Here is a 25,495-nt window from a genome sequence, read left to right as displayed (position 1 = left end):
CATGCAGGCCCATGCTCCCGTGCCGGCCAGCGTGCTGGAACAGGCAATCACCTGGCAGTTGCTGCTCGGCTCGGGCACGGCCAGCGCAGCAGACCACCAGGGCTTGCAAGCCTGGCTGGAACAGGCGGCGGAGCATGCGCTGGCCTGGCGCCAGCTGGGACAAATCGACCAGCACCTGGCGCCGGCCGCCGGCCCGGCCACCCGCAAGCTCTTGCTCAAGCGCGGCAAACGGACACTGGCGCCGCCAACGCGCGCGTCCGCTGCCGCCGCGCTGGCCGTCGTGCTGGCGATCATGCTGGCCGCCGGCGTGGGCGGCATCCGTCACGTGCAGCCGCTGGCCCTGCTGGCCGACTACCATACGGGCACGGGCGAGCGCCAGACCGTGCTGCTGCCCGACGGGAGCGTGCTGCACCTCAATACCGGCAGCGCCGTGGACCTGGCATTCGACAGCCGCGAGCGCGGGGTGATGCTGCGCGGCGGCGAGATCGCCATCGACACCAGCCACACCGGCAACAACAGCGGACGTCCCTTCATCGTCCATACGCCGGACGGCAGCCTGCGCGCGCTGGGCACCAGCTTCGTCGTGCGCCGGCTCGACGAGGGCGGCACGCGCCTGACGGTGACCCGCCATGCGGTCGCCGCCCGTCCGGCCAGCTGCGCGCCGCAGCCGCAGGTGCCGTGTGCCCGGGAGCGCATCGTGCGCCAGGGCGAAACCGTGCGCCTGCATGACGGCGTGGTCGGCCTGCCCGCCCCGGCCGACAGCAATGCCGACGCCTGGAAGGACGGCATGCTGGTGGTGGAGAACCAGCCGCTGGGCGCCGTGGTGGACGAAATCGCCCGCTATCACCGCGGCTACCTGCGCGTGACGCCCGAGGCGGCGCGCCTGCGCGTGAGCGGCGCCCTGCCGCTGGCTGACAGCGACGCCGCGCTGCTGGCCCTGAGCGCGGCCGTGCCGGTGGAAGTGTCAACCACGGCCCGCTGGTGGAGCACGGTGCGCCTGCGCCATGAAAATAAATAAAAAGTCATCTTGCCCTCTCACTTACGCGGTCTGGCACGGCAAGGAAAGGAAGCCCCATCCTTTTCCCCTTTTTCTGGAGTCGTGCCGTGTCCTTGCCCTTCCCGTTCCATCCCCTGTTTGCCACCGTCTTCCTCGCGGGCAGCGCCGCCGCGCTGGCGCCCCTGCCCGCCCTGGCGCAAAACCACGATGCCGTGCAGGACTACGACATTCCCGCCGGCGCGCTGGCCGCCAGCCTGAACAAGATCGCGCGCCAGGCCGGCGTGGTGCTGACCATGGACGCCGCCCTCGCGGCCAAGCGCAGCGCCGCCCCCGTGCGCGGCAGCTACGATGCGGCGCAAGCGCTGCGGCTGGCATTGTCCGGCAGCGGCCTGGAACTGCTGCGCACCGGGGCGGGCGGCTACACGCTGCGCGCCGCCCTGGCCGTGCCCGCCGGTGCGCGCGACGCCGTCATGCCCGAAGTGAGCGTCAGCGGCGCGCAGGAAGATGCCCTGCCCGGCGCCTATGCGGGCGGCCAGGTGGCGCGCGGCAGCCGCCTGGGCGTGCTGGGCACGCGCGACGTGATGGACACGCCGTTTGCCGCCACCAGCTACACGGAGGAACTGCTGCGCAACCAGCAGGCGCGCAGCTTGGGCGACGTGCTGGCCAACGATCCGTCGATCGCCAGCGGCTGGCCGCGCGACAGCTATATCGACCAGCCCCACGTGCGCGGCTTCAACGTGCTGGCCGAGGACATCAGCTACGGCGGCCTGTTCGGCGTGGCGCCGGCCACCAAGATCCCCATGGAAACAATCGAAAGAGTGGAAGTGCTGAAAGGCACCTCGGCCTTCCTGGCCGGCATCGCGCCCGGCGGCAGCATCGGCGCCATCATCAACCTGGTGCCCAAGCGTGCCGGCGACGAGCCGCTCACGCGCCTGACGGGCAGCTACGACTCGCGCGCGCAGTTCGGCGCCCATCTGGACGTAGGCCGCCGCTTCGGCGACAAGCAGCAGTTCGGCGTGCGCGCCAACGCTGTGTACCGCGACGGCGAAACGGCGCTGAAGGGCAGCGACAAGACCATGGGCACGGCCAGCCTGGGACTCGACTACCGGGGCGGCGCCCTGCGCGCTTCGCTCGATCTCGGCTACGACCACCTCGACATGCGGCGCGGCGGCTGGTGGTATTTCCTTGAGTCGAACGGCTTCGACATCCCCAGGCCACCCGCGCGCAACACCACGCAACCCTGGAACTACGCCAAATCAAGCACCGAATTCGGCATGGCGAGGGTCGAATACGATCTCCTGCCCGGGCTGACGGCCTACGCCGCGCTGGGCGCCCAGCATGCGCAGCAGGACAAGCTGTCGCCCGAACCCATCATCAGCAACAGCGCGGGCGACTTTACCGAATACTTTTCATCGCGCCCCTCGCTGACCAAGTCGCGCTCGGGTGAAGCGGGCTTGCGCGGCGTCTTCAGGACGGGCGCCCTGACGCATGAACTGCATGCGGGAGCCAGCGGCACGTGGCAGAAAATCTACAGCGCGCGCGAATACAACGGCGAACTCAGTTCCAATCTGTATGCGCCCGTGTTCGTCGATGAGCCGGTATTTTCCAGCCGCCTGGGCGCGCTGCCGCTGACATCGCAGGGCACGCTGACCAGCTTTGCCATCGCCGACACCATCACCATGCTGGACGGCCGCTTGCAGCTGATGGGCGGCGCGCGCCACCAGCGCGTCGACGTGGCCAGCTACCGCAACGGCGTGAAAACGGCCTACGACAAGAGCGCGCTGACGCCGGGCGCGGGCATCGTCTTCAAGCCCGTCGCCAACGTGTCGCTGTATGCCAACAGCATGCAGGCGCTGAACAAGGGCCCGGTGGCGCCTGACATGGCCAGGAACGCCGGCGAAATCTTCTCTCCCTATAAAAGCCGCCAGTACGAGGCGGGCGTGAAGATCGATACGGGCGACTACCTGACCACCGTCAGCGTCTTCCAGGTCAAACGGCCCAATGGCCAGCTCGACACCGCCAGCATGGTCTACGGCCTGTTTGGCGAACAGCGCAACCGGGGACTGGAAGCGTCCATCGTCGGCGAACCCGTCAAGGGCTGGCGCGTGATGGCCGGCGCCATGCTGCTCGACGCCGTGCTGACGGCCACCCCGCAAGGCGAGTTTGATGGCGACAAGGCGCCCGGCATCTCCAGGCTGAATGTCAATCTCGGCTCGGAATGGGATGCGCCTTTCGCGCCCGGCCTGACGGTGACGGGCAGGATCACGCATGCAGGCTCGCAGTATGCCGGCTCGGGCAACCTGCAGCAGATCCCCGCCTGGACCATCCTCGACCTGGGCGCGCGCTACACGCTGCGGCTGCGGCACATGCGGCCCGTGGTGCTGCGGGCCAACCTGGACAATGTGTTCGACCGCCGCTACTGGGCCTCGGCCGCGGGCGTGGGCGGCGGCTGGCTGAACGTGGGCAGCCCGCGCAGCGCGCGTTTCTCGGCCCAGGTGGATTTCTGAATCGGCGGCCCGGCGCTATAATCGGCGCATGAAACTCCCAGACCTGAACCTGCTCGTCGCCCTCGATATCCTGCTCGAGGAGGGCAGCGCCGTGGCCGCCGCGCGGCGCATGCATTTGAGCGCGCCGGCCATGAGCCGCACCCTGGCGCGCATCCGCGACGCCATCGGCGACCCCGTCTTCGTGCGCTCCGGGCGCGGCCTGGCGCCCACCCCGCGCGCGCTCGAGCTGCGCGAGCAGGTGCGCGGCGTGGTGGAACAGGCGCACGCCATCTTCACCTCGGGCCGCGAAGTCGACCTGGGTACCCTGGAGCGCACCTTCAGCCTGTGTGCCAACGACGTGTTTGTCGGCGCGTATGGCGGCAAGCTGCGCGACATGCTGGCCAGCCATGCGCCGCACACGGTGCTGCGCTTCGTGCCCGAAGGCGATGGCGCCACGGAAAACGACGCCCTGCACGCGGGCCGCATCGACCTGTACATCAGCGCGCGGCGCGCCTTTGCGCCCGACATCAAGCTGCAGCAGCTGTTTAAGAGCGGCTTTGTCGGCATCGCCCGCAGCGACCACCCGATCTTCGACGGCCCCGTCAACCTCGACAGCTTTACCGAATACGAACATATCAGCGTCTCGCGGCGCGGCCTGGCGCGCGGCCCCTTCGATATCGCCCTGGCTGAGCGGGGCTACACGCGCCGGGTGTCGCTGATCAGCCCCAACTTCCAGTCCGCCATCTTCGCCGTGGCCGATTCGCGCCTGCTGCTGCCGCTGATGCCCACGCCCCTGCTGCCCATCGTCGAGCGGCTGGGATTGAAACTGCGCACCTTCCAGCTGCCGATTCCCGTCGACAGCGTCGACGTGATGCAGGCCTGGCACCCGCGCCTCGACCACGACCATGCGCACCGCTGGCTGCGACGCATGATCAAGGAGCTGTGCGGCAGCGCGCCGTCGGACGAATGAATCATTGCGCCAGACGCAATTCAGACTTCCTCAATGATCAATTTTCATAATATTTAGCGCTACCTATACTGCGTGGACTGATTCTCATCCACGGAGTTCCCTGTGTCCGCTGTACTGCTACCCGGCGCCGTCCCGACGACGACGCCGCCCCCTTCACCGCCCGCTCCGCCCGCCTTCGGCCTGCGCCTGGCCACCGGCCTGGCCGGCGTGCTGCTGGCCGTGCTGGTGTCCGGCCTGAACGAAAACATCACCAAGATCGCGCTGGCCGACATCCGCGGCGCCATGGGCATCGCGCGCGACGACGCCAGCTGGCTCGTCGCCCTGTACGCGGCCGCCTCGGTGTCGGCCATGGCGTTCGCGCCGTGGTGCTCCGTCACCTTCTCGCTGCGCCGCGTCACCCTGGCCGCCATCGTGGTCTGCATGGCCGCCGGCGTACTGTGCCCGTTTGCGCCGAATCTGTCCGTGCTGATGCTGCTGCGCGTGGTGCAGGGCGCGGCCGGCGGCGCGCTGCCGCCCATGCTGATGACGGTGGCGCTGCGCTTCCTGCCGCCGAACATCAAGCTGTATGGCCTGGGCGGCTATGCGCTGAGCGCCACCTTCGGTCCCAGCCTGGGCACGCCGCTGGCCGCCTTCTGGACCGAGTACCTGGGCTGGCAATGGGCCTTCTGGCAAGTCATCCCGGGCAGCATCGTCGCGCTGCTGATGGTGTCCTGGGGCTTGCCGCAAGACCCGCTGCGCCTGGAACGCTTCCGGCAGTTCGACTGGCGCGGCCTGCTGCTGGGCCTGCCCGCCATCAGCATGCTGGTGATCGGCCTGCTGCAGGGCGAGCGCCTGGCGTGGTTCGCTTCGCCGCTGATCTGCGTGCTGCTGGGCGGCGGCATGCTGTTGCTGATCTTGTTTTTCATCAATGAATGGTCGCATCCGCTGCCGTTTTTCAAGCTGCAGCTGCTGTCGCGGCGCAACCTCAGCCATGCCCTGCTGACCCTGGGCGGCGTGCTGTTCGTGCTGCTGGCCGTGATCCTGATCCCCTCGTCCTACCTGGCGCAGGTGCATGGCTACCGCCCGCTGCAGACGGCGCCCGTGATGCTGATGGTGGCCCTGCCGCAGCTGGTCGCGCTGCCGCTGGTGGCCGCCCTGTGCAATCTGCGCGCCGTCGACTGCCGCTGGGTGCTGGCCACCGGCCTGGGCCTGCTGGCGCTGGCCTGCGTGCTCGGTGCGCGCATGTCGCCGGACTGGATACGCACGCATTTCTACCTGCTGCAGGCGCTGCAGGTCTTTGCGCAGCCGATGGCCGTGATTCCCCTGCTGCTGCTGGCCACCACGGGGCTGGCGCCGCAGGACGGTCCCTTCGCCTCGGCCTGGTTCAACACCATCAAGGGCATGTCGGCCGTCGTCGCCACCGGCGCGCTCGACGCGCTGGTCACGCGCCGCAACCATTTCCATTCGACGGTGCTCAGCGAACGCCTGGGCAACCTGCCTGGCAGCGTCGACATGGCAGGCCTGGGTGCGCGCATGCATGCGCAGGTCGTCACCCTGACCTCGTCCGACCTCTACCTCACCGTGGCCGCCATCGCGCTGGCCATGATTGTGATCATCCCCATCCTGCCGACGCGCGTCTATCCGCCGCGCGCGGCTTGAGTTTTACTTTACGAAAGAGCCTCACCATGAATATCCCCATCCTGCGCTCGCGCGCCTTCATGCTCGGCCTGGCCCTGCTGGCCTGCGCCCTCGCCTATTGCGCCTGGCAGCTGCTGTTCGCCCGCAACGAAGAACAAAGCACCGATGACGCCTTCGTCAGCGCCGACTACACCGTGCTCTCGCCCAAGGTGGGCGGCATCGTGCAGCAGGTGCTGGTGGAAGACAACCAGCACGTGACGGCGGGCCAGCTGCTGGTGCGCATCGACGACCGCGACTACCAGGCGGCCCTCGCCTCGGCCCGCGCCGACGTGGCCGGCGCCGAAGCGCAGCGGCTCAATACCCGCGCCACGCTCGAGCGCCAGCAAGCGGTCATCGACCAGGCCAGCACCCTGGTCGACGCCAACCAGGCGGAAGAAAAACTGGCCAGGCAGGAGCTGGAGCGCTACCAGCAGCTGGCCGGCCAGGGCGCAGGCAGCGTGCAGAATGCGCAGCAGGCGCAATCGCGCTTCGATGTCAGCCGCGCGCGCCTGGCGCAAAACCGCGCCGCCCTGGCCGCCACGCGCAAGCAGACGGACATTCTGCAGGCACAGCACGGCGCGGCCGAGGCGGCCCTGCTGCGCGCCCGCGCCGGCCTGCAGCGGGCCGAGCTTGACCTGGCGCATACGCAGCTGCGCGCGCCCGTCGACGGCATCGTGGGACGCCGCGCCGTGCGCGTCGGCGCCCTCGTCAACCCGGGCGCCAGCCTGATGGCCGTGGTGCCCTTGAACCGCAGCTTCATCGTCGCCAACCTGCAGGAAACCCAGCTGACCCACGTGCGCCGCGGCCAGCGCGCCAGCATTACGGTCGATGCCTATCCTGGCGCAACCCTGCGCGGCACGGTGCAGAGCATCGCACCCGCCACGGGCGTCACGTTTGCCGCCATCGCCCCGGAAAACGCCACCGGCAACTTCACCAAGGTGGTGCAGCGCATTCCCGTCAAGATCGCGCTCGAAGCGGGCCAGGACGGCGACGCCCGCCTGCGCGTGGGCATGTCGGCCGAAGTGCGCATCGATACGGGCATGCGCGTTCAAGACATCAAACAGGTGAGCGCGCGATGAAAGCACTGATACTCTTTACGGCAATGGGCCTGGCCGGCTGCGCCAGCGTCGGCAGCGACTTCCAGCGTCCGCCGAATGAACTGGGACGGCAATGGCGCCAGGCGGGCGATGCGCGCTTCACGGCGCAGCAGGACGCCGCCGTCGAACAGCGCTGGTGGGATGGCTTTGGCGATGCCACGCTGTCGTCGCTGGTGCAGCGCGCCGCCGGCGCCAACCTCGACGTGCTGGCCGCTGCCAGCCGGCTGGAACAAAGCCGCGCCGCGCGCGGCGTGGCGGGCGCCGCGCAAGGCCCGTCCCTGGGCGCGAATGGCAGCTATGGCCGCGCGCGCAACAGCGAACAAGGCTTGAGCGATCCGTCGCGCAACAACGGCCAATCGGCCTACAACTTGTGGCAAAGCAACCTCGACGCCGCCTGGGAGCTGGACCTGTGGGGCCGCGTGCGGCGCGAAGTGGAAGCGGCCGACGCCAGGGTCGAGGTGGCGCTGGAAACCCGGCGCGGCGTGCTGCTGGCCGTGCTGGCCGAAACGGCGCGCGACTACATCGAGCTGCGCGGCGCGCAGCAGACGCTGGCCATCACCGAACAATTGCTGGCCATCGCGCGCCATACGCTGGACCTGACGCGCATCCGCCTGCGCGAAGGCGCGGCAACGCAGCTCGACGTGGCCGAGGCGGCGGCCCATGTGGCCACCATCGAAGCGCGCCTGCCGCCGCTGCAGCAGCGCGAAGCACGCCTGGGCAATGCCCTCGCCCTCTTGCTGGCACTGCCGCCACAGTCCCTGCTGGCGGAGCTGGCGGCGGGCAAGGACATCCCGGCCGTGGCCATGCAGGTGCAGCTGGGCGTGCCGGGCAGCCTGGCCGCACGCCGGCCCGACATCCGCCGCGCCGAGGCGCAGCTGCACGCGGCCACGGCCAATATCGGCGTGGCGCAAGGCGATTTCTATCCGCGCATCACGCTGTCGGGCAGCGTCGGCCTGCAGGCGATGCAGCTGTCCGATATCGGCTGGGACGCCAAACGCTTTGCCTTCGGCCCCGGCTTCAGCGTGCCCCTGTTCGATGGCGGCCGCCTGCGCGCCAACCTGCAATTGCGCGAAGCGCAGCAGCAGGAAGCGGCCATCGCCTATCGCCAGACGGTGCTGGCCGCCTGGCACGAGGTGGAAGATGCGCTCTCGGGCTACCAGGCCAATGAACGGCGCCACGCCAGCCTCGATGAAGCGGTACGCCAGGGCCGGCGTGCCTTGCAGTACGCCGAGCTGCAATACCGCCAGGGCAGCACGGACCTGATCAACGTGCTGCACGTGCAGAACACCCTGATGAACAACGAGGCGGCGCTGGTCGACAGCCGCGCTACCGCCTCGCTGTCGCTGGTCCAGGTCTACAAGGCGCTGGGCGGCGGCTGGCAAGCCTTTTCACCCACTAGCGAACAAGGAAACACACGATGAAACCCGATAGCACCCGATTCTCCATCCACGACGTCAGCGACTTTCCCATCGTGCGCTTTCGCCCGGAAACGGCCGTCACCGGCTATGCGCCGCTGTGGGAAAACGACATGGACGCGCTGCTGCGCCACGGCGAGCCGTTCGTCCTGCTGTTCGAAGCGGAACGCCGCGACGAAGCACACATTGACCGCAAGCGGCGCGGCCTGTGGCTCAAGCATAACAAGGTGGCGCTGGCCGCCCTTTGCCGGGGACTGGTATCGGTCGAGGCGGACGCGGAGCAGCGCGCGCGCCTGCAGGCGCTGGCGGCCGGCGCCATGCAAGCCTTCGGCATCGTGCAGGAAGTGGCGGCCACGCGCGAACAGGCCGACGCCCTGATGGTATGGCTGCTGGGCAGCGGCCGGATGGCGCGGCCGCGCGCGGCGGACGTGTGGTAAGTGGTTCAGGCAGCCCTGCGTAGCGCGCTTCTGGCGGGGATGACGCACACGTCGCCATCGCTGTTGATGGCCGTCGTCAGGGCGATGCCGTACAGCGCGGCCAGGGCGGGAACCGCCCCGGCATCGCTGGCGATATCGGCGACCAGCTGGCCCGAGCGCACCAGCAGCAGCCGCTCGAAACCCAGCAAGGCGTGGTTGATGTCGTGCAGGATGGCGATGACGGCATGGCCGCGCGCGGCACTGAACTGCGCCAGGCCATCCAGCAGGTCCAATTGCAGGCCCGGGTCGAGCGCGGCCAGCGGCTCGTCCACCAGCACCAGACCACCTTCGACGTCCCACAATTGCGCAAAGATGCGCGCCAGCTGCACCCTGGCCTGCTCGCCGCCGGACAGGGTGTCCAGGCGGCGCCCCAGCAAATGCGTGGCATGCGCCAGCGCGGCGGCGTCGCGCACGATCCGCTCCAGCTGCGGATCGGCCAGGCGCGCCACCCGACCCAGGCCGATCACCAGGTCGGACGGCAGGCCGAAAGCGACATGCGATGCCTGCGGCAGCACGGCGCGGCGCAGCGCCAGTTCCGCCAGCGGCCACTGCGCCAGCGGCCGCCCGGCAAACGCCACCGTGCCCGCCAGCGGGCGCAGTTCGCGCGCCATCAGTTTGAGCAAGGTCGACTTGCCTGCGCCGCTGGGGCCGAGGATGGCGACGCGTTCGCCGGGCGCTACCCGCACATTGAAGGGGCCGAAATACTGCTGGCCCAGCTGTGTCGTGGCGAAAGAGAGTTCCAATAAAGGCGTCATGGCCATCCTTTCAGGCGCTGGCGTGGCGAAAACGCCGCAACAGCATCAGGAAGAAGGGCCCGCCCAGCAGCGCCGTGAAAATACCGACGGGCACTTCCGCGGGGATGGCCACCGTGCGCGCCAGGGTGTCGGCCGCCAGCAGCAGCAAGCCGCCCATCAGCATCGCCAGCGGCAGCACCTTGCGCTGGTCGGCCCCCAGCCAGGTGCGCACCAGGTGCGGCGCGATCAGGCCGATGAAGCCGATGCCGCCGCACCAGGCGACGGCAAAGCCCGTCAGCACGGCCACCAGCACGATCACCTGCGTGCGCAGCCGGCCCACGTCGACGCCCACGTGCAGGGCCGCGGACTCGCCCAGCGCCAGCGCGTTCAGTGCGCGCATCAGGTAACGCGTGGCCCACAGCCCGCCGGCCAGCACCAGCAGCAAGGCCGCCACCTGGCGCCAGCTGCCGGCCGACAGCGAACCGAGGGTCCAGAAGGTCAGGGTGCGTAATTGATCGTCGCTGGCCAGGTAGATGCACAGGCCCATGACGGCCACCGTGATGGCGTTCAGCGCCACGCCCGTCAGCAGCAGGCCGACGATGGAACCCGGCGTGGCCCAGCGGGCGACCCGGTCGAGCAGCACGCAAATGAGCATGGCGCCCGCGAACGCGGCGGCTGGCAGCAGCCACACGCGCAGTTCCGGCGCCACCTGCAGGCTGGCGGCAAAGACGATGGTGGCCGCGCCCGCGCAGGCGGCGCCGCTGCTGATGCCCAGCAGCCCCGGATCGGCCAGCGGATTGCGGAACAGCCCTTGCGTCAGGCCGCCTGCCAGCGCCAGCGCGGCGCCGATCAGCATGGCGAACAGGGCGCGCGGCAAACGGATATGCCACAGCACGTAGGCACCGCCGGACAGCGCCGCGTCGCCAGACTGAAACGGCGCCAGCCAGTCGGCCAGGCTTACGGGCACGGCGCCCGCCTGCACGGCGACGAGCAGGCCGCCAGCCAGTGTGGCGGCCAGCAAGCCGCCAGCGCCCCAAGGCGGCCAGCGCCAGGGTGTCGCGGGCATCAGGGAGGCCACGTTCATGCGGCCATGGCCTTGGCGAAGGCGGCGTCGAGTTCGGCCAGCGCCAGCGGCATGCGCGGGCCAAAGCCCAGCAGCAGCATGGCTTCCTGCGAGACGATGCGCTGCTTGCGCCCGGCCGGCGTCTGCGCCAACCCAGGCAATTTGAGGATGCCGTCCACGCCGCCCGAAGCCTTCAAGCCCTGGTCCGTGACGAGCACGATGTCGGGCTGCGCGGCGATCACCGCTTCGGGCGTCAGCGGCTTGTAGCCGGCGAATCCACCCTGCCCGCCCATCACGTTGACGGCGCCCGCATACGCGAGCATGGCGTCGGCGCCCGTCTCGCGCCCGCCCACCATCACCTGGTTCGGCGCGTGGGCCAGGATGAACAGCACGCGCACGGGCGCATGCTGGCGCTGCTGCACCTTGGCCAGGGCGCCGCGCCACTGCTGCTGCAGGCTTTGCGCCAGGCGCGCGGCGGGCTCGGCACGTCCCGTGATGCGGCCCACCTGTTTTACCCGTTCGAGCAAGCCTTCGAATTGGTTGTTCGCGCTCAGCACCGCCACCGGCACGCCCGCCTCGCGCACCTGGCGCAGCACGGCTTGCGGCCCCGCTTCCTCGGTGGCGATCAGCTGCGTGGGCGCCAGCGACAGCACGCCCTCGGCCGACAAGGTGCGCGCATAGCCGACCTGCGGCAGCTGCCGCGCCACGGCCGGATACAGCGAGGTGGTATCGACGCCCACCAGCTCGCCCTGCGCCTCGAGCGCGTAGACGATTTCCGTCAGCGCGCCGCCCACGCTGACGATGCGCCGCGCCTTGGCCTGCGGCTTGGCCGCGTCGGTCACTGCCGCCAGCACCTGCATCGGCGTGGCCAGGGCCAGCGCTCCCGCCCCCATTTTTTTCAGCGCGATGCGGCGCGCCACGCTGGCGGCGATCATGCGGCGCATAGTTCGCCCTCCTGCGCCACCCTGTCGACGATATGGCGCCATTCGCACAATTCATGCACGCCCGGCTTGCGCTCGCCGAAGAACATGACGATGGTGTCGCCCTTCGCATCGAACAGTTCCACCGACGTCACCAGGCCGTCAACCGTGGGCTTTTTCACCACCCAGGCGCTGGCGACATGGTCTTCGCGCAAATGCAGGTTGAAGCGGGTATCGAGGATATTGATCCACGGCCCCATCACGGCGATCTTGTGCACGGGCCCCGAATGGATCTGGATCATGCCGGCATTGCCGACGAAGGCCATGATGGACACTTTTTCAAGGGCCGCATCGTTGAGCAGGTCAAGCACGCAGGATGTGTCGATCTGCTGCACGAAGCGCGCTTCGGCCAGGCGCAGGCCCTGCAGGCGCGAGACCGCATATTTTTTCAGCACGGTGAAAAAATCGTGCGTGTCGCGCAGGTCGGCCCAGGCGGCGCGAAAACCGGCCACGTCGATCTGCGCGTCGGGCAATTCGGCCGGCGGCGGCGGTGGCGCCGTCACGGCGATGCCGGCCGCCTGGTTCGCGTCGGCAAAACGCGCCACCAGCGCGTCGTAGGCGGCAATATCGCTTTGCGGCTTGAGGAAAATCTTGTGCACGGCGTGGCCGGCCGCATCGAAAAACTGCAGGCTGCGCTGCATTTCCTTCTCACCCCCTTTTTCGTTCACCTCGCGCACGGCAAAGCCATGCGCCCACTGGCGGTAGAACACGCGCAGGTCGATGTCGCCGCCCAGCACCAGGCCCACATGGTTGTTGTGGCTGGCCTTGCGGTAGACGCCCGTCTTTTCATGCACGCACGAGGCGTTGCGCGTCAGGGCCATGACTTCGCCCAGCGGTTCCAGCGCGGCGACGATGGCGGGCCAGTCGGCCTGCAGGCGCTCGGCGCCCAGCAAGGCGCCATCGGCCAGCGACAGGCCCGCATGCGCGGCGATCAGCTCGCCTTCGGCTATGCCCAGTTCCTCGGCGATGTCGCGGTGGCGGGCCTTCTTTTCGCGGCGCAGGCGGGCAAATTCGCTGGCGACCAGCTCGGTATGGCAAATAGGGGGCATGCTCGTCACGGTGTCTCCTTTCAAGGCGAACACTGGCTGGCATGGGCTGGCTGGTGGTGGGGGAATCTTGAAGTCAATTATAAATGAGAATCATTCGCAATCAAGTCTTATTTACTTGCATAAAAAAAACGCCGCGACAGGAAACCCGTCGCGGCGTCAAAGGAGACCGATCGATACGGCCGATCAGTTCAGGAAAAACAGGCTCAGGCGCTGGCCTGCACGGCCGGCATGGACTCCCGCTTGGGCGCAGGCCGCTGCGCCAGCAAGACCACGGCGGCCAGCACCATGGCACCGCCCAGCAGTTGCGTGCCGCTCACCGACTCTTTCAGCAGGGTCACGCCGAAGGCCATCGTGATGACGGGCTCGAACGTGGAAATGATGGAGGCCTTGGCTGCGCCGATCTGTGCCACGCCGGCAAAGAAGGCGGCGATCGCGATGGCTGTCGAGAACAGCGCAATGGCGCAAACGGCCAGCCAGCCCGTGGCCGTGCCGGGCAAGGACACGCCCTGCCACGCGGCGATGGCGCTGTTGGCGATGCCGGCCGTGCCCAGGATCACCACGCAGGCGGCCAGCGGATGGATATTTTCCTTGCTCTTGGACAGGCTGTTGCCAAACAGGATGTACACGGCGTAGACGCCGGCGGCCATCAAGGCCAGCGCGATGCCGATGGGCTGGCCCTGCAGCTTGCCGCCCAGGGTGATGGCCATGCCGGCAATCGCCAGGGCCATCAGCACCAGCATGCGGCGGTCCAGCTTTTCCCAGCCCAGCGCCAGCGCGAGGACGGTGACCAGTACGGGATACACATACAGCAGCATGCCGCACAGGCCGCTGCTGGCATACAGCAAGGCATTGAAATAGCCTTGCGACTGGGCCGTGTACATCAAGCCCATCAGCATATAGCCCGCCAGCAGGCGGCCGCGCGGCAAGCGCCAGCCACCGAGCCAGACCAGCGGCAGCAACAGCATGGCGGCAATGACGAAGCGCAAGGCCAGCATGGTCGACGGGTTGACCCCGGACGCATAGGCCGCCTTGGCAAACACGGCGGAACTGCCGAAACCGGCGGCCGACAACAACACCAGCGCAACGGCGCGGCGATCAGACATGACTAACCTCTTTCAGTAACACCTGGGCAAACCTGCTGCGCGTCGCGCTTTGCGGCCGGCGATGCTCACCGCCTCGGCGGCCCCGTACAAGTACGGTTGCGCTTCTCAGCCACAAATCACTGCCGCTCGCGACGGTTTTCCCAGGCGTTGTAAATATTAATGCCAAGCAAGGCTGGAAGATGATGCGTGCGTGAATCCTATTGCGGGTCGATTCACGCAATGACGGCATCATATTCGCTTGCGCAAAATGAAACAAACCAATATTCTTCACGGATAGGCCGAATTTTACTGAGGCTCAATTCTCCAGAAGAGTGCCATGTCACGTCCCTTGCCACCGCTCGCCGCCCTGCACGCCTTCGAGGCGGCAGCCCGCCATGAAGGCTTCCAGCGCGCGGGCGAAGAATTGCACGTCTCGGCCGGCGCCATTGGCCACCATGTGAAACAGCTGGAGGCGTGGCTCGGTATCGTGCTGTTCCAGCGGCTGCCGCGCGGCGTGGTGCTCACCAGCGCCGGCCAGCGCTATGCAGCCTCGCTGGGGCCGATACTCAACCAGCTGGCCGACGTCTCCGAGCAGGCGCGCCGCCAGGGCGACGACAAGGTGGTGACGGTGACAGCCACCAGCTCGCTCGTCTCGCGCTGGCTGATGCCGCGCCTGGGCCGGCTGCGCGACCGCCATCCGCAGATCGAGCTGCGCGTGCTGGCGTCCATGCATCCGGTCGACCTGGCGCGCGATGGCGTGGACGTGGCCATCCGCCTGGGGCCGGGCCGCTATCCGGGCCTGAAAGTGGATTTGCTGATGGAAGAATGGTTTTCCGCCGTCTGCAGCCCCGACTTTCGCGCCAACGCAGCCAGCCTGCGCCAGCCCGCCGACCTGCTGCGCTATCCGCTGCTGCACGACGAGCCGGAAGTGCACCTGCCCGGCGAAATCGACTGGACGCGCTGGCTGCACAGCTGCGGCGTCCATTACAGCGGCAATAGCGGCAACAGCGGCGCGCGCTTTTCGCACACGTATCTGTGCCTGGACGCGGCCGCCAGCGGCCAGGGCGTGGCCATTGCCGCCAGTCCCCTGATCGGCGACGACCTGCGCTCGGGCCGGCTGGTGCGCGTGTTCGAACACGCCGTGCGCGGCCCCCACTGCTATTACCTGCTGCGTTCGCCCCAAGCGGAAACGCGGCCCCTCGTGCACGCATTCTGCGAATGGCTGATCGCCGAGGCGCGCGCCGACCAGGAAACCGTCTGGCCTACCGTGGAGAGCGCATGACGAACAGGGAACTGGCGCGCAGCGCCACATATATTGTCCAGCATGAATATGAACAAGCCACGGTGACGGCGGCCGACGGCCGGCAGGCCAGCCTGGGCGCGTTCTATGGCGACCCGGCCGTGGCCTTGATCGATATCAATGAGCAATGGTGTGCCGTGGCGGGCGAGGGACTGGTGCTGTGCCGCCTGAAGCAGCCGTTCGGCCAGTGCGAGGAATATTTCCGCCGCCCTGGCGAAACCGTGTGGATCGCGGACGTGCGGCAAACGGGGGCGTTTGCGCTGGAATGGCAGGACGAGGATGGGGTTTGGCACAGCCTGGCCTTCGAGGCGGCGGCCGTGTCGGCTTACGCGCCAGGGCGCTAAGCCGACCTACGCCAAGCCGCGCCAGCAGTTGCAATGCTCCGTAGGTCGGCTTAGCGCGCAGCGCGTAAGCCGACAACACTCGTAAGCCGACAACGCCATTACAGCTTAATGAAATGCTCGCGGTAGTACTTCAATTCCTCGATCGACTCGAGGATATCGGCCAGCGCCGTGTGCTTCTGGTGCTTCTTGAAACCGGTGGCGATTTCCGGCTTCCAGCGCTTGCACAGCTCTTTCAATGTCGATACATCAACATTGCGATAGTGGAAGAACGCTTCCAGCTTCGGCATGCCGCGCACCATGAAGCGGCGGTCCTGGCCGATGGTGTTGCCGCACATGGGCGACTTGCCTGCCGGTACGTATTTCTTCAGGAACGCGATCAGTTCCGCTTCCGCCTGCGCTTCCGTCACGGTCGACGCTTTCACCTTGTCGATCAGGCCCGAACGGCCGTGCGTGCCCTTGTTCCAGGCATCCATCTTGTTCAGGGTTTCATCCGACTGGTGAATCACGAACACGGGGCCTTCGGCCAGCAGGTTCAAGTGCATGTCCGTCACCACCACCGCCACCTCGATGATGCGGTCGGTGTCGGGCTCCAGGCCCGTCATTTCCATGTCGACCCAGACCAGGTTCATCTCATTGGGACGTGCGGGGACAACGGGTGCGGGGGTGGATGCAGCTAAGTCGGTCGCTTGTGACATAATTCTCTCTTGGCCTAATCAAACTAAATAATCAGCCATTTTCTCACAGGCACAGAATGTATTCACTCGCGTTTTCGATTTTGTTTGTATCCGTCCTCGTTTTGACCCTGGCCGTGCGCTTCTGGCTCGCGTCGCGGCAGATCCGCCACGTGCTGGCCCACCGCGCCGCCGTGCCCGCCGAATTCGCGGAAAAGATCCCGCTGGCCGCGCACCAGAAGGCAGCCGACTACACGGTGGCGAAGACCAAGTTCGGCCTGCTGACCCTGCTGGTCAACTATGCCGTGCTGGTCGGTTTTACCTTGCTGGGCGGCTTGCAGTGGCTGGCACTGTCCCTGAATGCATGGATGGGAGCGGGTTCGCCCATGCTGTACCAGATCGGCCTGATCGCCGCCTTTGCCGCCATTTCCGGCCTGATCGACCTGCCCTTCGATTACTACCGCCAGTTTGTGCTGGAACAACGTTTCGGCTTCAACACCATGGCGCGCAAGCTGTTCTTCACCGACATGCTCAAGGGCGTGCTGCTGGGCGCGGCCATCGGCCTGCCGCTGATCTGGGTCGTGCTGACCCTGATGGCGAAAAGTGGCGACCTGTGGTGGTTCTATGCCTGGCTCGTCTGGAGCGGCTTCCAGTTGCTGATGATGGTGCTGTTTCCCACCGTCATCGCCCCGCTATTCAACAAATTCACGCCGCTGGCTGATGAAGCGCTGAAAAGCCGCATCGAAGGCTTGATGCAGCGCGTCGGTTTCGCCTCGAAAGGCTTGTTCGTCATGGACGGCTCGAAGCGCAGCGCCCACGGCAATGCGTATTTCTCGGGCTTTGGCGCCAACAAGCGCATCGTCTTCTTCGACACCCTGCTGTCGCGCCTGGCGCCGCAGGAAATCGAGGCCGTGCTGGCGCATGAACTGGGCCATTTCAAGCTCAAGCACATCGTCAAGCGCATCGCCATGATGTTTCTCATCTCGCTGGGCTTTCTGGCACTGCTGGGCTTCCTGAAGACGCAGCCGTGGTTCTATGCGGGCCTGGGCATCGATCCCGTGGCGCTGGCCTTGACGGGCCAGCCGACGGACGCGCTGGCCCTGCTGTTGTTCATGCTGGCCTTGCCCGTCTTCACTTTCCTGCTGGGACCGTTGACCTCGCTCAGCTCGCGCAAGCATGAATTCGAGGCCGACGCCTTTGCCGCCACCCACACGCAGGCGGACGACCTGGTCTCTGCCCTCGTCAAGATGTATGAAGACAATGCGTCAACCCTGACGCCCGACCCGCTGCACTCGGCCTTCTACGACAGCCACCCGCCGGCCAGCGTGCGCATCCGCCACCTGAAAGGAGCCGTCGCATGAATACGCCTTCCACACTGCAAGAGCTGGCCCACCTGTCCTGCGCGCCGCGCCAGCACGCGCTGGGCGACACCGGCGTCGCCACCCTGCACGCGCTGCTGCCGCAATGGAGCGTGCGACAGGGCAAGCTGTGCCGCGATTTCGGCTTCAAGAATTACTACCAGACCCTGGCGTTCGTGAACGCCCTGGCCTATATGACCCATACGCAAGACCACCATCCGGAGCTCATCATCACTTACCACACCTGCGCCGTGCGCTACGACACGCATTCGGTCAACCAGGGCGCCGGCGGCCTGTCCGAAAACGACTTCATCTGCGCCGCCAAGGCCGACCTCATCTTCCAGAGCAGCCAGGTGGCCCCATGAGCGAAGGCAAGTTGACGGGCGTCATCATCGCCGCCCACGGACGCCACTACCTGGCCGACGTGGACGGCGCCAAGCTGCAATGCGTGACGCGCGGCAAGAAAACCAATGTGGCCGTGGGCGACATCGTGCACCTGACGCGCACCTCCAACGACCAGGCCGTCATCGACCGCATCGAGGAACGCAAGACCCTGCTGTACCGCTCGGACCAGTACAAATCCAAGCTGCTGGCCGCCAACCTGACGCAGCTGTTCATCGTCGTGGCGACGGAGCCGGGCTTTGCCGACGACCTGATCTCGCGCTCGCTGGTGGCGGCCGATGCGGCCGGCATCGAGGCGCGCATCATCCTGAACAAAACGGACGTGACGGCCTCGCTGGAGCGCGCGCGCGAACGCCTGCTGCCGTACTCCTCGATGGGCTATCCCGTCGACGAAGTGTCGGCGCGCGCCGAACCGGAGCACGCCGTGGCCACCCTGGCACCGCTGCTGGCGGGCCAGTCGTCGATCCTGATCGGCCAGTCGGGCATGGGCAAGTCGTCGCTGATCAACCTGCTGGTGCCGGACGCCGATATCGCCGTGCGCGAAATCTCGGCCGCGCTCGACACGGGCAAGCACACGACCACCTTTACGCGCCTGTACAAGCTCGACGAACTGGGTGCCAACAGTTCCATCATCGATTCGCCGGGCTTCCAGGAATTCGGCCTGTACCACTTGAGCGAAGGCATGCTCGAGCGCGCCTTCCGCGAATTCCAGCCCTACCTGGGCGGCTGCAAGTTCTATAACTGCCGCCACCTGATCGAGCCGCAGTGCGCGATCCTGCAAGCCTTGTCTGAAGGCAAGATCGCCAAGATGCGCCATACCCTGTATGGCCAGCTGCTGCACGAATCGGCCCAGACCCTCTACTGAGCGCCGCCGGTCGCGTCCGCCATGGCATGGCGGCGCGGCCATGCAAATTTAATACCATCCACGGCTCGACAGAAAAAATTAAATTTTGTTGTCGAGCCCGCTTTCCGCGTTTAATCCCAAAAACCATCCGTCACCGTTTTTATGCAGTTCAGCGCCCGAAACCGGCATTTCATCGCCGCATGCTGGTGACGGCGATGGGCATTTGCTACCTTGACATCAGTCCCTGCAGGAAACCAGGCAGCGATCATCCGGTCTAAATCCTATCCTCAACCCCGATTCAAGGTGAATCTCATGCATACCCCCCGTCTTTTCCCGTTGGCCGCCGCCGCACTGCTGTCGCTCGCTTGCGCCGGCGCCCTGGCCCAAGCGGCCCCGCAAGATGCCGACAGCGTGCGCGTCAGCGTCAGTTCGCCGCACCGCGTCAGCGCGCAGGAAGCGCTGGAAATCGAGCAGCAATACCTGCTGTCGAATCAGCAGATCCTCGTGGTGCGCGAACAAAACCAGCATTTCTACGGCCGCCTGAGCGACAAGAACGAACGGCGCGACAAGGCGGAAGTCGAAATCTTCCCCCAGGCGCCAGGCCTGTTCGTCACACGGCGCGGCGCCACCTTCGCTTTCAGTGATGCTGGCGAGCACGTGGTAATCGACGATGCCCAGTTTCTGCCGGGACTGCGCATGCCCGCCGACAGCCGCACGGCCATGCGGCTCGAAGGGGCGAATTCGGTGCGGCTCGTGTCGCGCTAGGCGATTCCCCTGCGGCAGGGGCAACCGCCCCGTGCCAGCCTGTGCGCGCGCGAAATCTGCCTGCCGCACTGGACAATTGCTCCCCAATGCAGCTTACAATGCAGTGACATATGGCCTGGCACCCGCAGGCCATCACCACTGTTTTGCGGGGAGATTTGTCGAATGGAAATGTTCGCGCTCGAGCATGAAATAGCGCAGTGGGAAAGCGAGTTGCCGTCGCTGCGCGGCGCCGGGCGCGTACCGCATCTGCTGTTGCTATCCTGGCATCTGCGGCAACGCGACTGCCTGCGCGCCAGCCAGCTCGGCGAGGAAGCCCGCGTGCTGCTGCCAATGGCCGGCCTGGACTGCGCCGCGCTGGAACAGGCGCAGGCGCGCTTGCTGCTGGTCCAGGCGGAACTCGACTGGCTACATGGCGAACTCGATATCGCCGAGGAACGCGCCCGGGAGGCGCACGCCATCCTGTGCGCGCATGGCAACGGCGGCGGCTGTGCCGACGCCCACTGGCTGCTCTCGTCGATCGCCGTCGACCGGGGCGACCATGCCCGCTGCGATGCCGAATTGCTGGCGGCGGCGGAGCAGGCGCGCAGCGCGGGCGACGCGGCGCGCGCCAGCCTGGCCGATGCCGCGACAGCGCGCTGGGCCGTGCTGCGCGATGCGCCGGCGGCACAGGCGCGCTGGGGCGCGCGCTTCCATAGCGCCGGCACCGGCGGCCAGCTGGCCGCCCCGCTGGCGACCTGGGTCCATGATTTCCACGGCCTGCTTGCGCACAGCTCGCGCGACCTGGGCACGGCCGCCGGCCACTACATGCAAAGCTACGAGGCGGCGCTGGAAAGCGGCCAGTTGCGTGGCGCGATCACGGCGGCGATCAATATCGGCGACTGCTTCGCCAGCCTGAACGACCACGAATCGGCACTCGAATGGATGCAGTGCGCGCTGGACCTGGCCCGCCCCACGGGCTGGCCGCGCAGCATCGGCGCCTGCCTCACGCATACGGCCGAAACCATGCGCAAGCTGGGCCGGCTTGCCGTCGCCGAAGAGATGCTGCGCGAGGCGCTGCACATCCTGGCGCCCGTGGCCGGTGCGCGCACCTTTGCCAACGCCCTCTTCCACCTGGGCGAACTGAGCCTGGACAAGGGCGACTACGACACGGCGCTCGACGCCTTCAGCCGGCTGGCGCAGCGCGCCGAAGCGCTGGGCCAGGCGGATTTCCGCAGCATGGCCCAGCGCGGCAGCGCCCACGCGCTGTCCTACCTGGACCGCCCCGACGAGGCGCGCCAGGCGGCCGAACGCGCGCGCCAGCTGGCCGCCACGCAGGGCGACGCCATGCACCAGGTGGCGGCGCTGCGCGTGCTGGCCATGCTGCACGCGCGCCACGAATTGCCGTCGCCGCCCGACATGCTTGAACGCAACCCCGCACTGCATTATCTGCACCAGGCGCTGCTGGTCGCCGGCTCCATCGACGGCTATTCGCCGCCGGGCGAATTGCTCGACGCGCTGGCGCGCGAATACGCGCATGCGGGCGACTATGCGCGCGCCTACGACATCGCGCTCGATGCGGGCGTGGCGCGCGAAAAAAACCATTCCCAGCAGGCAAGCAACCGCGCCATCGCCATGCAGGTCCACCACCAGACCGAACATGCGCGCTCGGAAGGCTATCACCACCGCGAACTGGCCGCTTCCGAAGCGCGCCGTGCCGAAGTGCTGCAGCAGACCAGCGACACGCTGGAACGCCTGTCGGCCATCGGCCAGGAAATCACCACCCATCTCGACGCCGGCGCCGTCTTCCAGGTGCTCGATCGCCACGTGCATGCGCTGTTGCCCGTGAATACCTTCGCCGTCTACATGCTCGATCCTGCCGGCACGGCGCTGCGGCGCGCGCACGGCATGGAGGCGGGCCGGCCCCTGCCCGACAACGCTATTCCTCTCAGCAACCCACGCGCCTACTCCGTGCGCTGCCTGCAGGGCCGGCGCGAAGTGTATATCGCCCAGGTGCCGCCGCGGCGCCATGCCTATACCGTGCCCGGCACCCAGCACAACCAGAGCGTGCTGTACGTGCCGCTGATGGTGGGCGAGCGCATCCTGGGCGTGATGACGGTGCAGGCTTGCCATGCGAACGCGTATGGCGAACGCGAGCGGCTGATCTTCCGCACGCTGTGCGCGTACGGCGCCATCGCGCTCGACAATGCCAGTGCCTACCGCCAGTTGCAGGATGCCCAGGCGCAACTGGTGTCGCAGGAAAAGCTGGCCGCCCTCGGCTCGCTGATGGCCGGCGTCGCGCACGAACTCAATACGCCGATCGGCAACAGTCTGTTGATCGCCAGCACCATGCAGCAAAAGACGGAAGACGTGGAACGCCTGATGAACGGTCCCGGCCTGCGCCGCTCCGACCTGGCCGCCTACATCGACGACGCGGGCAAGGCGGCGGCGCTGGTGATGCGCGGCCTGCACAGCGCGGCCGACCTGGTCAACAGCTTCAAGCAGGTCGCCGTCGACCGCACCACCGAGCAGCGGCGCCAGTTTGATCTGCAGCAAGTGAGCAATGAAATCATCGCCACCGTCATGAACCGCATCCGCAGCTCGGGCCACCGCATCGAGACCGAGATCGATTTCGGCATCGCCATGGACAGCTATCCGGGGCCGTTCGGCCAGGTGATCACCAACCTGATCAACAACGCCCTGCTGCACGCCTTCGACCAAGGCGGCGGCGGCGACGGCAGCGCCAGCGCCGGCTGCATGCGCCTGTCCGCCACGGCCCAGGCCACGCGCGTGCAGATCGTGTTTGCGGACAATGGCGGCGGCATTGCCGAACAGTATTTGTCGCGCATCTTCGACCCCTTCTTCACCACCAAGCTGGGCCAGGGCGGCAGCGGGCTGGGTTTGTCGATCAGCTACAACATCGTCACGGCACTGCTGGGCGGGACGATACAGGTGAGCAGCAGCCCCGCCGGCACCCGCTTCACGCTCGATCTGCCATTGGTGGCGCCCCGGCTCGATACCGCCGCCCCGGCCGCCCTCTACTAGCAGGCCGCGAGGACGCGCGGGCTTGCCTATACAAGTACCCGTCCGGACGGTCTTTCCAATCTAAAAGCAAAACCCTTATAATTGAACGGCTGAAGTCCCTGCCATTGCATTATTTTCAACTTGGCAAACCGCATCGAACCGCGCGACAAGCTTGGCTTGCGCGACGCCGATCAACACAGCAGCGCGCCGGGCAAGGCAGCCATCCGCACGAAATTTTTCGGCGGATGCAAGCCGGCGGGAAAGGCACGCCGCCGGCGGCCTGCGCATCTTCAAGTGGTCATTATGTCTACAAAAAAACCGATCAAGCACTACCTCCAGTTTTCCGATTTCACGTTGGAAGAGTACGAATATGTGATCGAACGCGCCCATCTGATCAAGCGCAAGTTCAAAAACTACGAGATCTACCATCCGCTGATCGACCGCACCCTGGTCATGGTCTTTGAAAAGAACTCGACCCGCACGCGCTTGTCGTTCGAGGCCGGCATGCACCAGCTGGGCGGCGCCGCCATCTACCTGAACACGCGCGACTCGCAGCTGGGCCGCGGCGAGCCGGTGGAAGACGCGGGCCAGGTCATGTCGCGCATGTGCGACATCATCATGGTGCGCACGTTTGGCCAGGACATCATCGAGCGTTTCGCCGCCAATTCGCGCGTGCCGGTGATCAATGGCCTGACCAATGAACACCATCCGTGCCAGGTCTTTGCCGACATCTTCACGTATATCGAGCACCGCGGCTCGATCGCCGGCAAGGTCGTGGCCTGGATCGGCGATGCCAACAACATGCTGTACTCGTGGCTGCAGGCGGCCGAAGTATTCGGCTTCCACGTCAACGTATCGACGCCGCAGGGCTACGATATTGACCTGGCGCAAGTCAAGACCGAGCGCTATACCTTCTTCGCCAACCCATCGGACGCCTGCGAGGGCGCGCATCTGGTCAACACGGACGTCTGGACCAGCATGGGCTACGAAGCGGAAAACGCGGCCCGCATTGCCGCCTTCGACGGCTGGATCGTCGATGGCGCGAAGATGTCCCGCGCCGCGCCCGACGCGCTGTTCATGCACTGCCTGCCCGCCCACCGTGGCGAGGAAGTGGCCGCCGAAGTGATCGACGGCCCGCAATCGGTCGTGTGGGACGAGGCGGAAAACCGCCTGCACGTGCAAAAAGCGCTGATCGAATACCTGTTACTCGGTAAAATCCAATAATTCGCCTGGAACTGCAGAACTCCCGGCAGCATCGCACCACATACATCGACAACGACAACTGGAAGCAATATGAGCGACATCAAAAAAGTAGTCCTGGCCTATTCCGGCGGACTCGACACCTCCGTCATCCTGAAATGGCTGCAAGATAACTACCAGTGCGAAATCGTCACCTTCACGGCCGACCTGGGCCAGGGCGAAGAACTGGAACCGGCACGCGCCAAGGCCATCAAATTCGGCATCAAGCCGGAAAACATCCATATCGAGGACGTGCGTGAAGAATTCGTGCGCGATTTCGTCTTCCCCATGTTCCGCGCCAACACCGTGTATGAAGGCGAATACCTGCTGGGTACCTCGATCGCCCGTCCTTTGATCGCCAAGCGCCTGATCGAAATCGCCAACGCCACGGGCGCCGACGCCATCTCGCACGGCGCCACCGGCAAGGGCAACGACCAGGTGCGCTTCGAGCTGGGCGCCTACGCGCTGAAACCGGGCGTGAAGATCATCGCCCCATGGCGCGAGTGGGACCTGCTGTCGCGTGAAAAACTGCTGAAGTACGCGGAAGACGCCGGCATCGAGATCGACATGAAGCACAAGAACGGCGGCGCGCCGTACTCGATGGACGCCAACTTGCTGCACATCAGCTTTGAAGGCCGCCACCTGGAAAACCCGAGCGCCGAAGCCGAAGAAACCATGTGGCGCTGGACCGTCAGCCCTGAAAAGGCGCCGGACGAAGCGGAATACCTGGACATCGAATACGAAAAAGGCGACATCGTCGCCATCAACGGCGTGCGCATGTCGCCCGCCACCGTGCTGGCCGAACTGAATAAGGTTGGCGGCAAGCATGGCGTGGGACGCCTGGACCTGGTGGAAAACCGCTACGTCGGCATGAAATCGCGCGGCTGCTATGAAACCCCGGGCGGCACCATCATGTTGAAAGCCCACCGCGCCATCGAATCGATCACCCTGGACCGCGAAGTGGCCCATCTGAAAGATGACCTGATGCCGCGCTACGCCTCGATGATCTACAACGGCTACTGGTGGGCGCCCGAGCGCGTGGCCCTGCAAACCCTGATCGATCACACGCAGGAAACCGTGAACGGCTGGGTACGCATCAAGTTGTACAAGGGCAATGTCATCGTCGTCTCGCGCGATTCGAAGACCGATTCGCTGTTCGACATGAACATCGCCACCTTCGACGAAGACGGCGGCGCCTACAACCAGGCCGATGCCGGCGGCTTCATCAAGCTGAACGCCTTGCGCATGCGCATCGCCGCCATCGCCCGCGAAAAGCGCGGCCAGAAGTAAGCAGGACGGGGGCGGCAACGCCGCCCTTCTTGCCGGCACAAGCCGCCTTGGGGCGGCTTTTTTACGTCTGGAGCGCACTCGGCCGCGATTTACGGCCGTGCACGTCCCGACATCGCCCCCATTTTGCTGTCTGCATGGCAAAATGCTACAGTGCAATTTAGAGCACCTAACATAACCTACTGCGCGTCGCGATTTGCGGCCTGCGATGCTCACTGTGCATGCGCACAGTTGCGCTTCTCAGCCGCAACTCGCTGCCGCTCGCTACGGTTCTGTTAGG

General features: G+C 66.5%; 22 protein-coding genes. 16 read left to right on the top strand and 6 right to left on the bottom strand.

All coding sequences use genetic code 11. The features are described from left to right. Nucleotide 1 precedes the first annotated feature (1 nt). The 7 genes from AC3RCJ_RS09045 to AC3RCJ_RS09015 all read left to right on the top strand — a co-directional run bounded on the left by AC3RCJ_RS09045 (nucleotide 2) and on the right by AC3RCJ_RS09015 (nucleotide 9,058). Entirely contained in the window at nucleotides 2-1,018 is a 1,017-nt protein-coding gene (locus AC3RCJ_RS09045; protein ID WP_492963848.1) for a FecR domain-containing protein, read from the top strand. Nucleotides 1,019-1,104: 86 nt separating this feature from the next. Beyond that, a complete protein-coding gene (locus AC3RCJ_RS09040) occupies nucleotides 1,105-3,504 on the top strand; it encodes a TonB-dependent siderophore receptor (protein WP_492963850.1) in 2,400 nt (799 codons plus the stop codon). A gap of 28 nt (nucleotides 3,505-3,532) precedes the next feature. After that, on the top strand, nucleotides 3,533-4,453 hold the full coding sequence (locus AC3RCJ_RS09035; RefSeq protein WP_492963852.1) for a LysR family transcriptional regulator: 921 nt from the start codon (nucleotides 3,533-3,535) through the stop codon (nucleotides 4,451-4,453). A 102-nt stretch (nucleotides 4,454-4,555) separates the two neighbouring features. Next, the gene (locus AC3RCJ_RS09030) at nucleotides 4,556-6,091 is read left to right on the top strand and encodes an MFS transporter (RefSeq protein ID WP_492963854.1); all 1,536 of its coding nucleotides are present in this window, start codon (nucleotides 4,556-4,558) and stop codon (nucleotides 6,089-6,091) included. A 26-nt stretch (nucleotides 6,092-6,117) separates the two neighbouring features. Further along, a complete protein-coding gene (locus tag AC3RCJ_RS09025; RefSeq protein WP_492963856.1) occupies nucleotides 6,118-7,188 on the top strand; it encodes an HlyD family secretion protein in 1,071 nt (356 codons plus the stop codon). Then, nucleotides 7,185-8,627, top strand: a complete 1,443-nt coding sequence (locus AC3RCJ_RS09020; protein WP_492963857.1) for an efflux transporter outer membrane subunit — start codon at nucleotides 7,185-7,187, stop codon at nucleotides 8,625-8,627. The genes AC3RCJ_RS09025 and AC3RCJ_RS09020 overlap by 4 nt, the downstream gene beginning before the upstream one ends. Continuing rightward, a complete protein-coding gene (locus tag AC3RCJ_RS09015) occupies nucleotides 8,624-9,058 on the top strand; it encodes a hypothetical protein (protein ID WP_492963859.1) in 435 nt (144 codons plus the stop codon). The genes AC3RCJ_RS09020 and AC3RCJ_RS09015 overlap by 4 nt, the downstream gene beginning before the upstream one ends. Before the next feature lie 5 nt (nucleotides 9,059-9,063). On the opposite strand, the gene AC3RCJ_RS09010 is transcribed toward AC3RCJ_RS09015, so the two are convergent. From AC3RCJ_RS09010 to AC3RCJ_RS08990, 5 genes are all read right to left on the bottom strand, one after another. Next, nucleotides 9,064-9,852: an ATP-binding cassette domain-containing protein gene (locus AC3RCJ_RS09010; protein ID WP_492963861.1), complete on the bottom strand. Its 789-nt coding sequence runs from the start codon at nucleotides 9,850-9,852 to the stop codon at nucleotides 9,064-9,066. A gap of 10 nt (nucleotides 9,853-9,862) precedes the next feature. Then, nucleotides 9,863-10,915, bottom strand: coding sequence for a FecCD family ABC transporter permease (locus tag AC3RCJ_RS09005; protein ID WP_492963863.1), 1,053 nt, complete (start codon nucleotides 10,913-10,915; stop codon nucleotides 9,863-9,865). Further along, nucleotides 10,912-11,838 (bottom strand): heme/hemin ABC transporter substrate-binding protein, encoded by a 927-nt coding sequence (locus AC3RCJ_RS09000; protein WP_492963865.1) that lies wholly within the window; start codon nucleotides 11,836-11,838, stop codon nucleotides 10,912-10,914. The genes AC3RCJ_RS09005 and AC3RCJ_RS09000 overlap by 4 nt, the downstream gene beginning before the upstream one ends. Continuing rightward, complete coding sequence (locus AC3RCJ_RS08995; RefSeq protein ID WP_492963889.1) at nucleotides 11,826-12,923, bottom strand: hemin-degrading factor; 1,098 nt, start codon at nucleotides 12,921-12,923, stop codon at nucleotides 11,826-11,828. Before AC3RCJ_RS08995 ends, AC3RCJ_RS09000 begins: the two co-directional genes overlap by 13 nt. Before the next feature lie 203 nt (nucleotides 12,924-13,126). Beyond that, nucleotides 13,127-14,026 carry a DMT family transporter gene (locus AC3RCJ_RS08990; protein ID WP_492963867.1) on the bottom strand — a complete coding sequence of 300 codons (900 nt, stop codon included), beginning with the start codon at nucleotides 14,024-14,026 and terminating at the stop codon, nucleotides 13,127-13,129. Between the two features lie 316 nt (nucleotides 14,027-14,342). Between AC3RCJ_RS08990 and gcvA the strand changes: the two genes are divergently transcribed. Both gcvA and AC3RCJ_RS08980 read left to right on the top strand, forming a co-directional pair. Then, on the top strand, nucleotides 14,343-15,287 hold the full coding sequence (gcvA, locus tag AC3RCJ_RS08985; protein ID WP_492963869.1) for a transcriptional regulator GcvA: 945 nt from the start codon (nucleotides 14,343-14,345) through the stop codon (nucleotides 15,285-15,287). Further along, a complete protein-coding gene (locus tag AC3RCJ_RS08980; protein ID WP_492963871.1) occupies nucleotides 15,284-15,649 on the top strand; it encodes a hypothetical protein in 366 nt (121 codons plus the stop codon). The genes gcvA and AC3RCJ_RS08980 overlap by 4 nt, the downstream gene beginning before the upstream one ends. Nucleotides 15,650-15,747: 98 nt before the next feature. Here AC3RCJ_RS08980 and orn read toward each other — a convergent pair whose 3' ends face one another. Continuing rightward, nucleotides 15,748-16,344, bottom strand: coding sequence for an oligoribonuclease (gene orn / locus AC3RCJ_RS08975; protein WP_205704533.1), 597 nt, complete (start codon nucleotides 16,342-16,344; stop codon nucleotides 15,748-15,750). 56 nt (nucleotides 16,345-16,400) lie between these two features. On the opposite strand from orn, the gene AC3RCJ_RS08970 reads away from it, so the two are divergent. The 7 genes from AC3RCJ_RS08970 to AC3RCJ_RS08940 all read left to right on the top strand — a co-directional run bounded on the left by AC3RCJ_RS08970 (nucleotide 16,401) and on the right by AC3RCJ_RS08940 (nucleotide 25,218). Next, nucleotides 16,401-17,681: a M48 family metallopeptidase gene (locus AC3RCJ_RS08970; RefSeq protein WP_492963873.1), complete on the top strand. Its 1,281-nt coding sequence runs from the start codon at nucleotides 16,401-16,403 to the stop codon at nucleotides 17,679-17,681. Then, entirely contained in the window at nucleotides 17,678-18,043 is a 366-nt protein-coding gene (locus tag AC3RCJ_RS08965) for a 4a-hydroxytetrahydrobiopterin dehydratase (protein WP_492963875.1), read from the top strand. Before AC3RCJ_RS08970 ends, AC3RCJ_RS08965 begins: the two co-directional genes overlap by 4 nt. Next, nucleotides 18,040-18,945, top strand: coding sequence for a ribosome small subunit-dependent GTPase A (gene rsgA, locus AC3RCJ_RS08960; RefSeq protein ID WP_034785059.1), 906 nt, complete (start codon nucleotides 18,040-18,042; stop codon nucleotides 18,943-18,945). The genes AC3RCJ_RS08965 and rsgA overlap by 4 nt, the downstream gene beginning before the upstream one ends. 291 nt (nucleotides 18,946-19,236) lie before the next feature. Then, nucleotides 19,237-19,689: a hypothetical protein gene (locus AC3RCJ_RS08955; protein ID WP_492963877.1), complete on the top strand. Its 453-nt coding sequence runs from the start codon at nucleotides 19,237-19,239 to the stop codon at nucleotides 19,687-19,689. Between the two features lie 162 nt (nucleotides 19,690-19,851). After that, the gene (locus tag AC3RCJ_RS08950; RefSeq protein WP_492963879.1) at nucleotides 19,852-22,710 is read left to right on the top strand and encodes an ATP-binding protein; all 2,859 of its coding nucleotides are present in this window, start codon (nucleotides 19,852-19,854) and stop codon (nucleotides 22,708-22,710) included. Between the two features lie 282 nt (nucleotides 22,711-22,992). Continuing rightward, complete coding sequence (gene argF, locus AC3RCJ_RS08945) at nucleotides 22,993-23,913, top strand: ornithine carbamoyltransferase (RefSeq protein WP_492963881.1); 921 nt, start codon at nucleotides 22,993-22,995, stop codon at nucleotides 23,911-23,913. A gap of 69 nt (nucleotides 23,914-23,982) precedes the next feature. After that, on the top strand, nucleotides 23,983-25,218 hold the full coding sequence (locus tag AC3RCJ_RS08940; RefSeq protein WP_034759383.1) for an argininosuccinate synthase: 1,236 nt from the start codon (nucleotides 23,983-23,985) through the stop codon (nucleotides 25,216-25,218). Nucleotides 25,219-25,495: the final 277 nt, after the last annotated feature.

It is taken from the genome of Janthinobacterium sp. GW822-FHT07H11 (assembly GCF_058798615.1).
The sequence above is the reverse complement of the archived record's forward strand: the minus strand, read 5'-3'. Positions and strand labels throughout refer to the sequence as shown.

Bases quoted from the DNA above. Each gene is read 5' to 3' on its own strand.
- AC3RCJ_RS09045 (WP_492963848.1), top strand. From the start codon at position 2: ATGCAGGCCCATGCTCCCGTGCCGGCCAGCGTGCTGGAACAGGCAATC.
- AC3RCJ_RS09035 (WP_492963852.1), top strand. From the start codon at position 3,533: ATGAAACTCCCAGACCTGAACCTGCTCGTCGCCCTCGATATCCTGCTC.
- AC3RCJ_RS09025 (WP_492963856.1), top strand. From the start codon at position 6,118: ATGAATATCCCCATCCTGCGCTCGCGCGCCTTCATGCTCGGCCTGGCC.
- AC3RCJ_RS09020 (WP_492963857.1), top strand. From the start codon at position 7,185: ATGAAAGCACTGATACTCTTTACGGCAATGGGCCTGGCCGGCTGCGCC.
- AC3RCJ_RS09015 (WP_492963859.1), top strand. From the start codon at position 8,624: ATGAAACCCGATAGCACCCGATTCTCCATCCACGACGTCAGCGACTTT.
- AC3RCJ_RS09010 (WP_492963861.1), bottom strand. From the start codon at position 9,852: ATGACGCCTTTATTGGAACTCTCTTTCGCCACGACACAGCTGGGCCAG.
- AC3RCJ_RS09005 (WP_492963863.1), bottom strand. From the start codon at position 10,915: ATGAACGTGGCCTCCCTGATGCCCGCGACACCCTGGCGCTGGCCGCCT.
- AC3RCJ_RS09000 (WP_492963865.1), bottom strand. From the start codon at position 11,838: ATGCGCCGCATGATCGCCGCCAGCGTGGCGCGCCGCATCGCGCTGAAA.
- AC3RCJ_RS08995 (WP_492963889.1), bottom strand. From the start codon at position 12,923: ATGCCCCCTATTTGCCATACCGAGCTGGTCGCCAGCGAATTTGCCCGC.
- AC3RCJ_RS08990 (WP_492963867.1), bottom strand. From the start codon at position 14,026: ATGTCTGATCGCCGCGCCGTTGCGCTGGTGTTGTTGTCGGCCGCCGGT.
- gcvA (WP_492963869.1), top strand. From the start codon at position 14,343: ATGTCACGTCCCTTGCCACCGCTCGCCGCCCTGCACGCCTTCGAGGCG.
- AC3RCJ_RS08980 (WP_492963871.1), top strand. From the start codon at position 15,284: ATGACGAACAGGGAACTGGCGCGCAGCGCCACATATATTGTCCAGCAT.
- orn (WP_205704533.1), bottom strand. From the start codon at position 16,344: ATGTCACAAGCGACCGACTTAGCTGCATCCACCCCCGCACCCGTTGTC.
- AC3RCJ_RS08970 (WP_492963873.1), top strand. From the start codon at position 16,401: ATGTATTCACTCGCGTTTTCGATTTTGTTTGTATCCGTCCTCGTTTTG.
- AC3RCJ_RS08965 (WP_492963875.1), top strand. From the start codon at position 17,678: ATGAATACGCCTTCCACACTGCAAGAGCTGGCCCACCTGTCCTGCGCG.
- rsgA (WP_034785059.1), top strand. From the start codon at position 18,040: ATGAGCGAAGGCAAGTTGACGGGCGTCATCATCGCCGCCCACGGACGC.
- AC3RCJ_RS08955 (WP_492963877.1), top strand. From the start codon at position 19,237: ATGCATACCCCCCGTCTTTTCCCGTTGGCCGCCGCCGCACTGCTGTCG.
- AC3RCJ_RS08950 (WP_492963879.1), top strand. From the start codon at position 19,852: ATGGAAATGTTCGCGCTCGAGCATGAAATAGCGCAGTGGGAAAGCGAG.
- argF (WP_492963881.1), top strand. From the start codon at position 22,993: ATGTCTACAAAAAAACCGATCAAGCACTACCTCCAGTTTTCCGATTTC.
- AC3RCJ_RS08940 (WP_034759383.1), top strand. From the start codon at position 23,983: ATGAGCGACATCAAAAAAGTAGTCCTGGCCTATTCCGGCGGACTCGAC.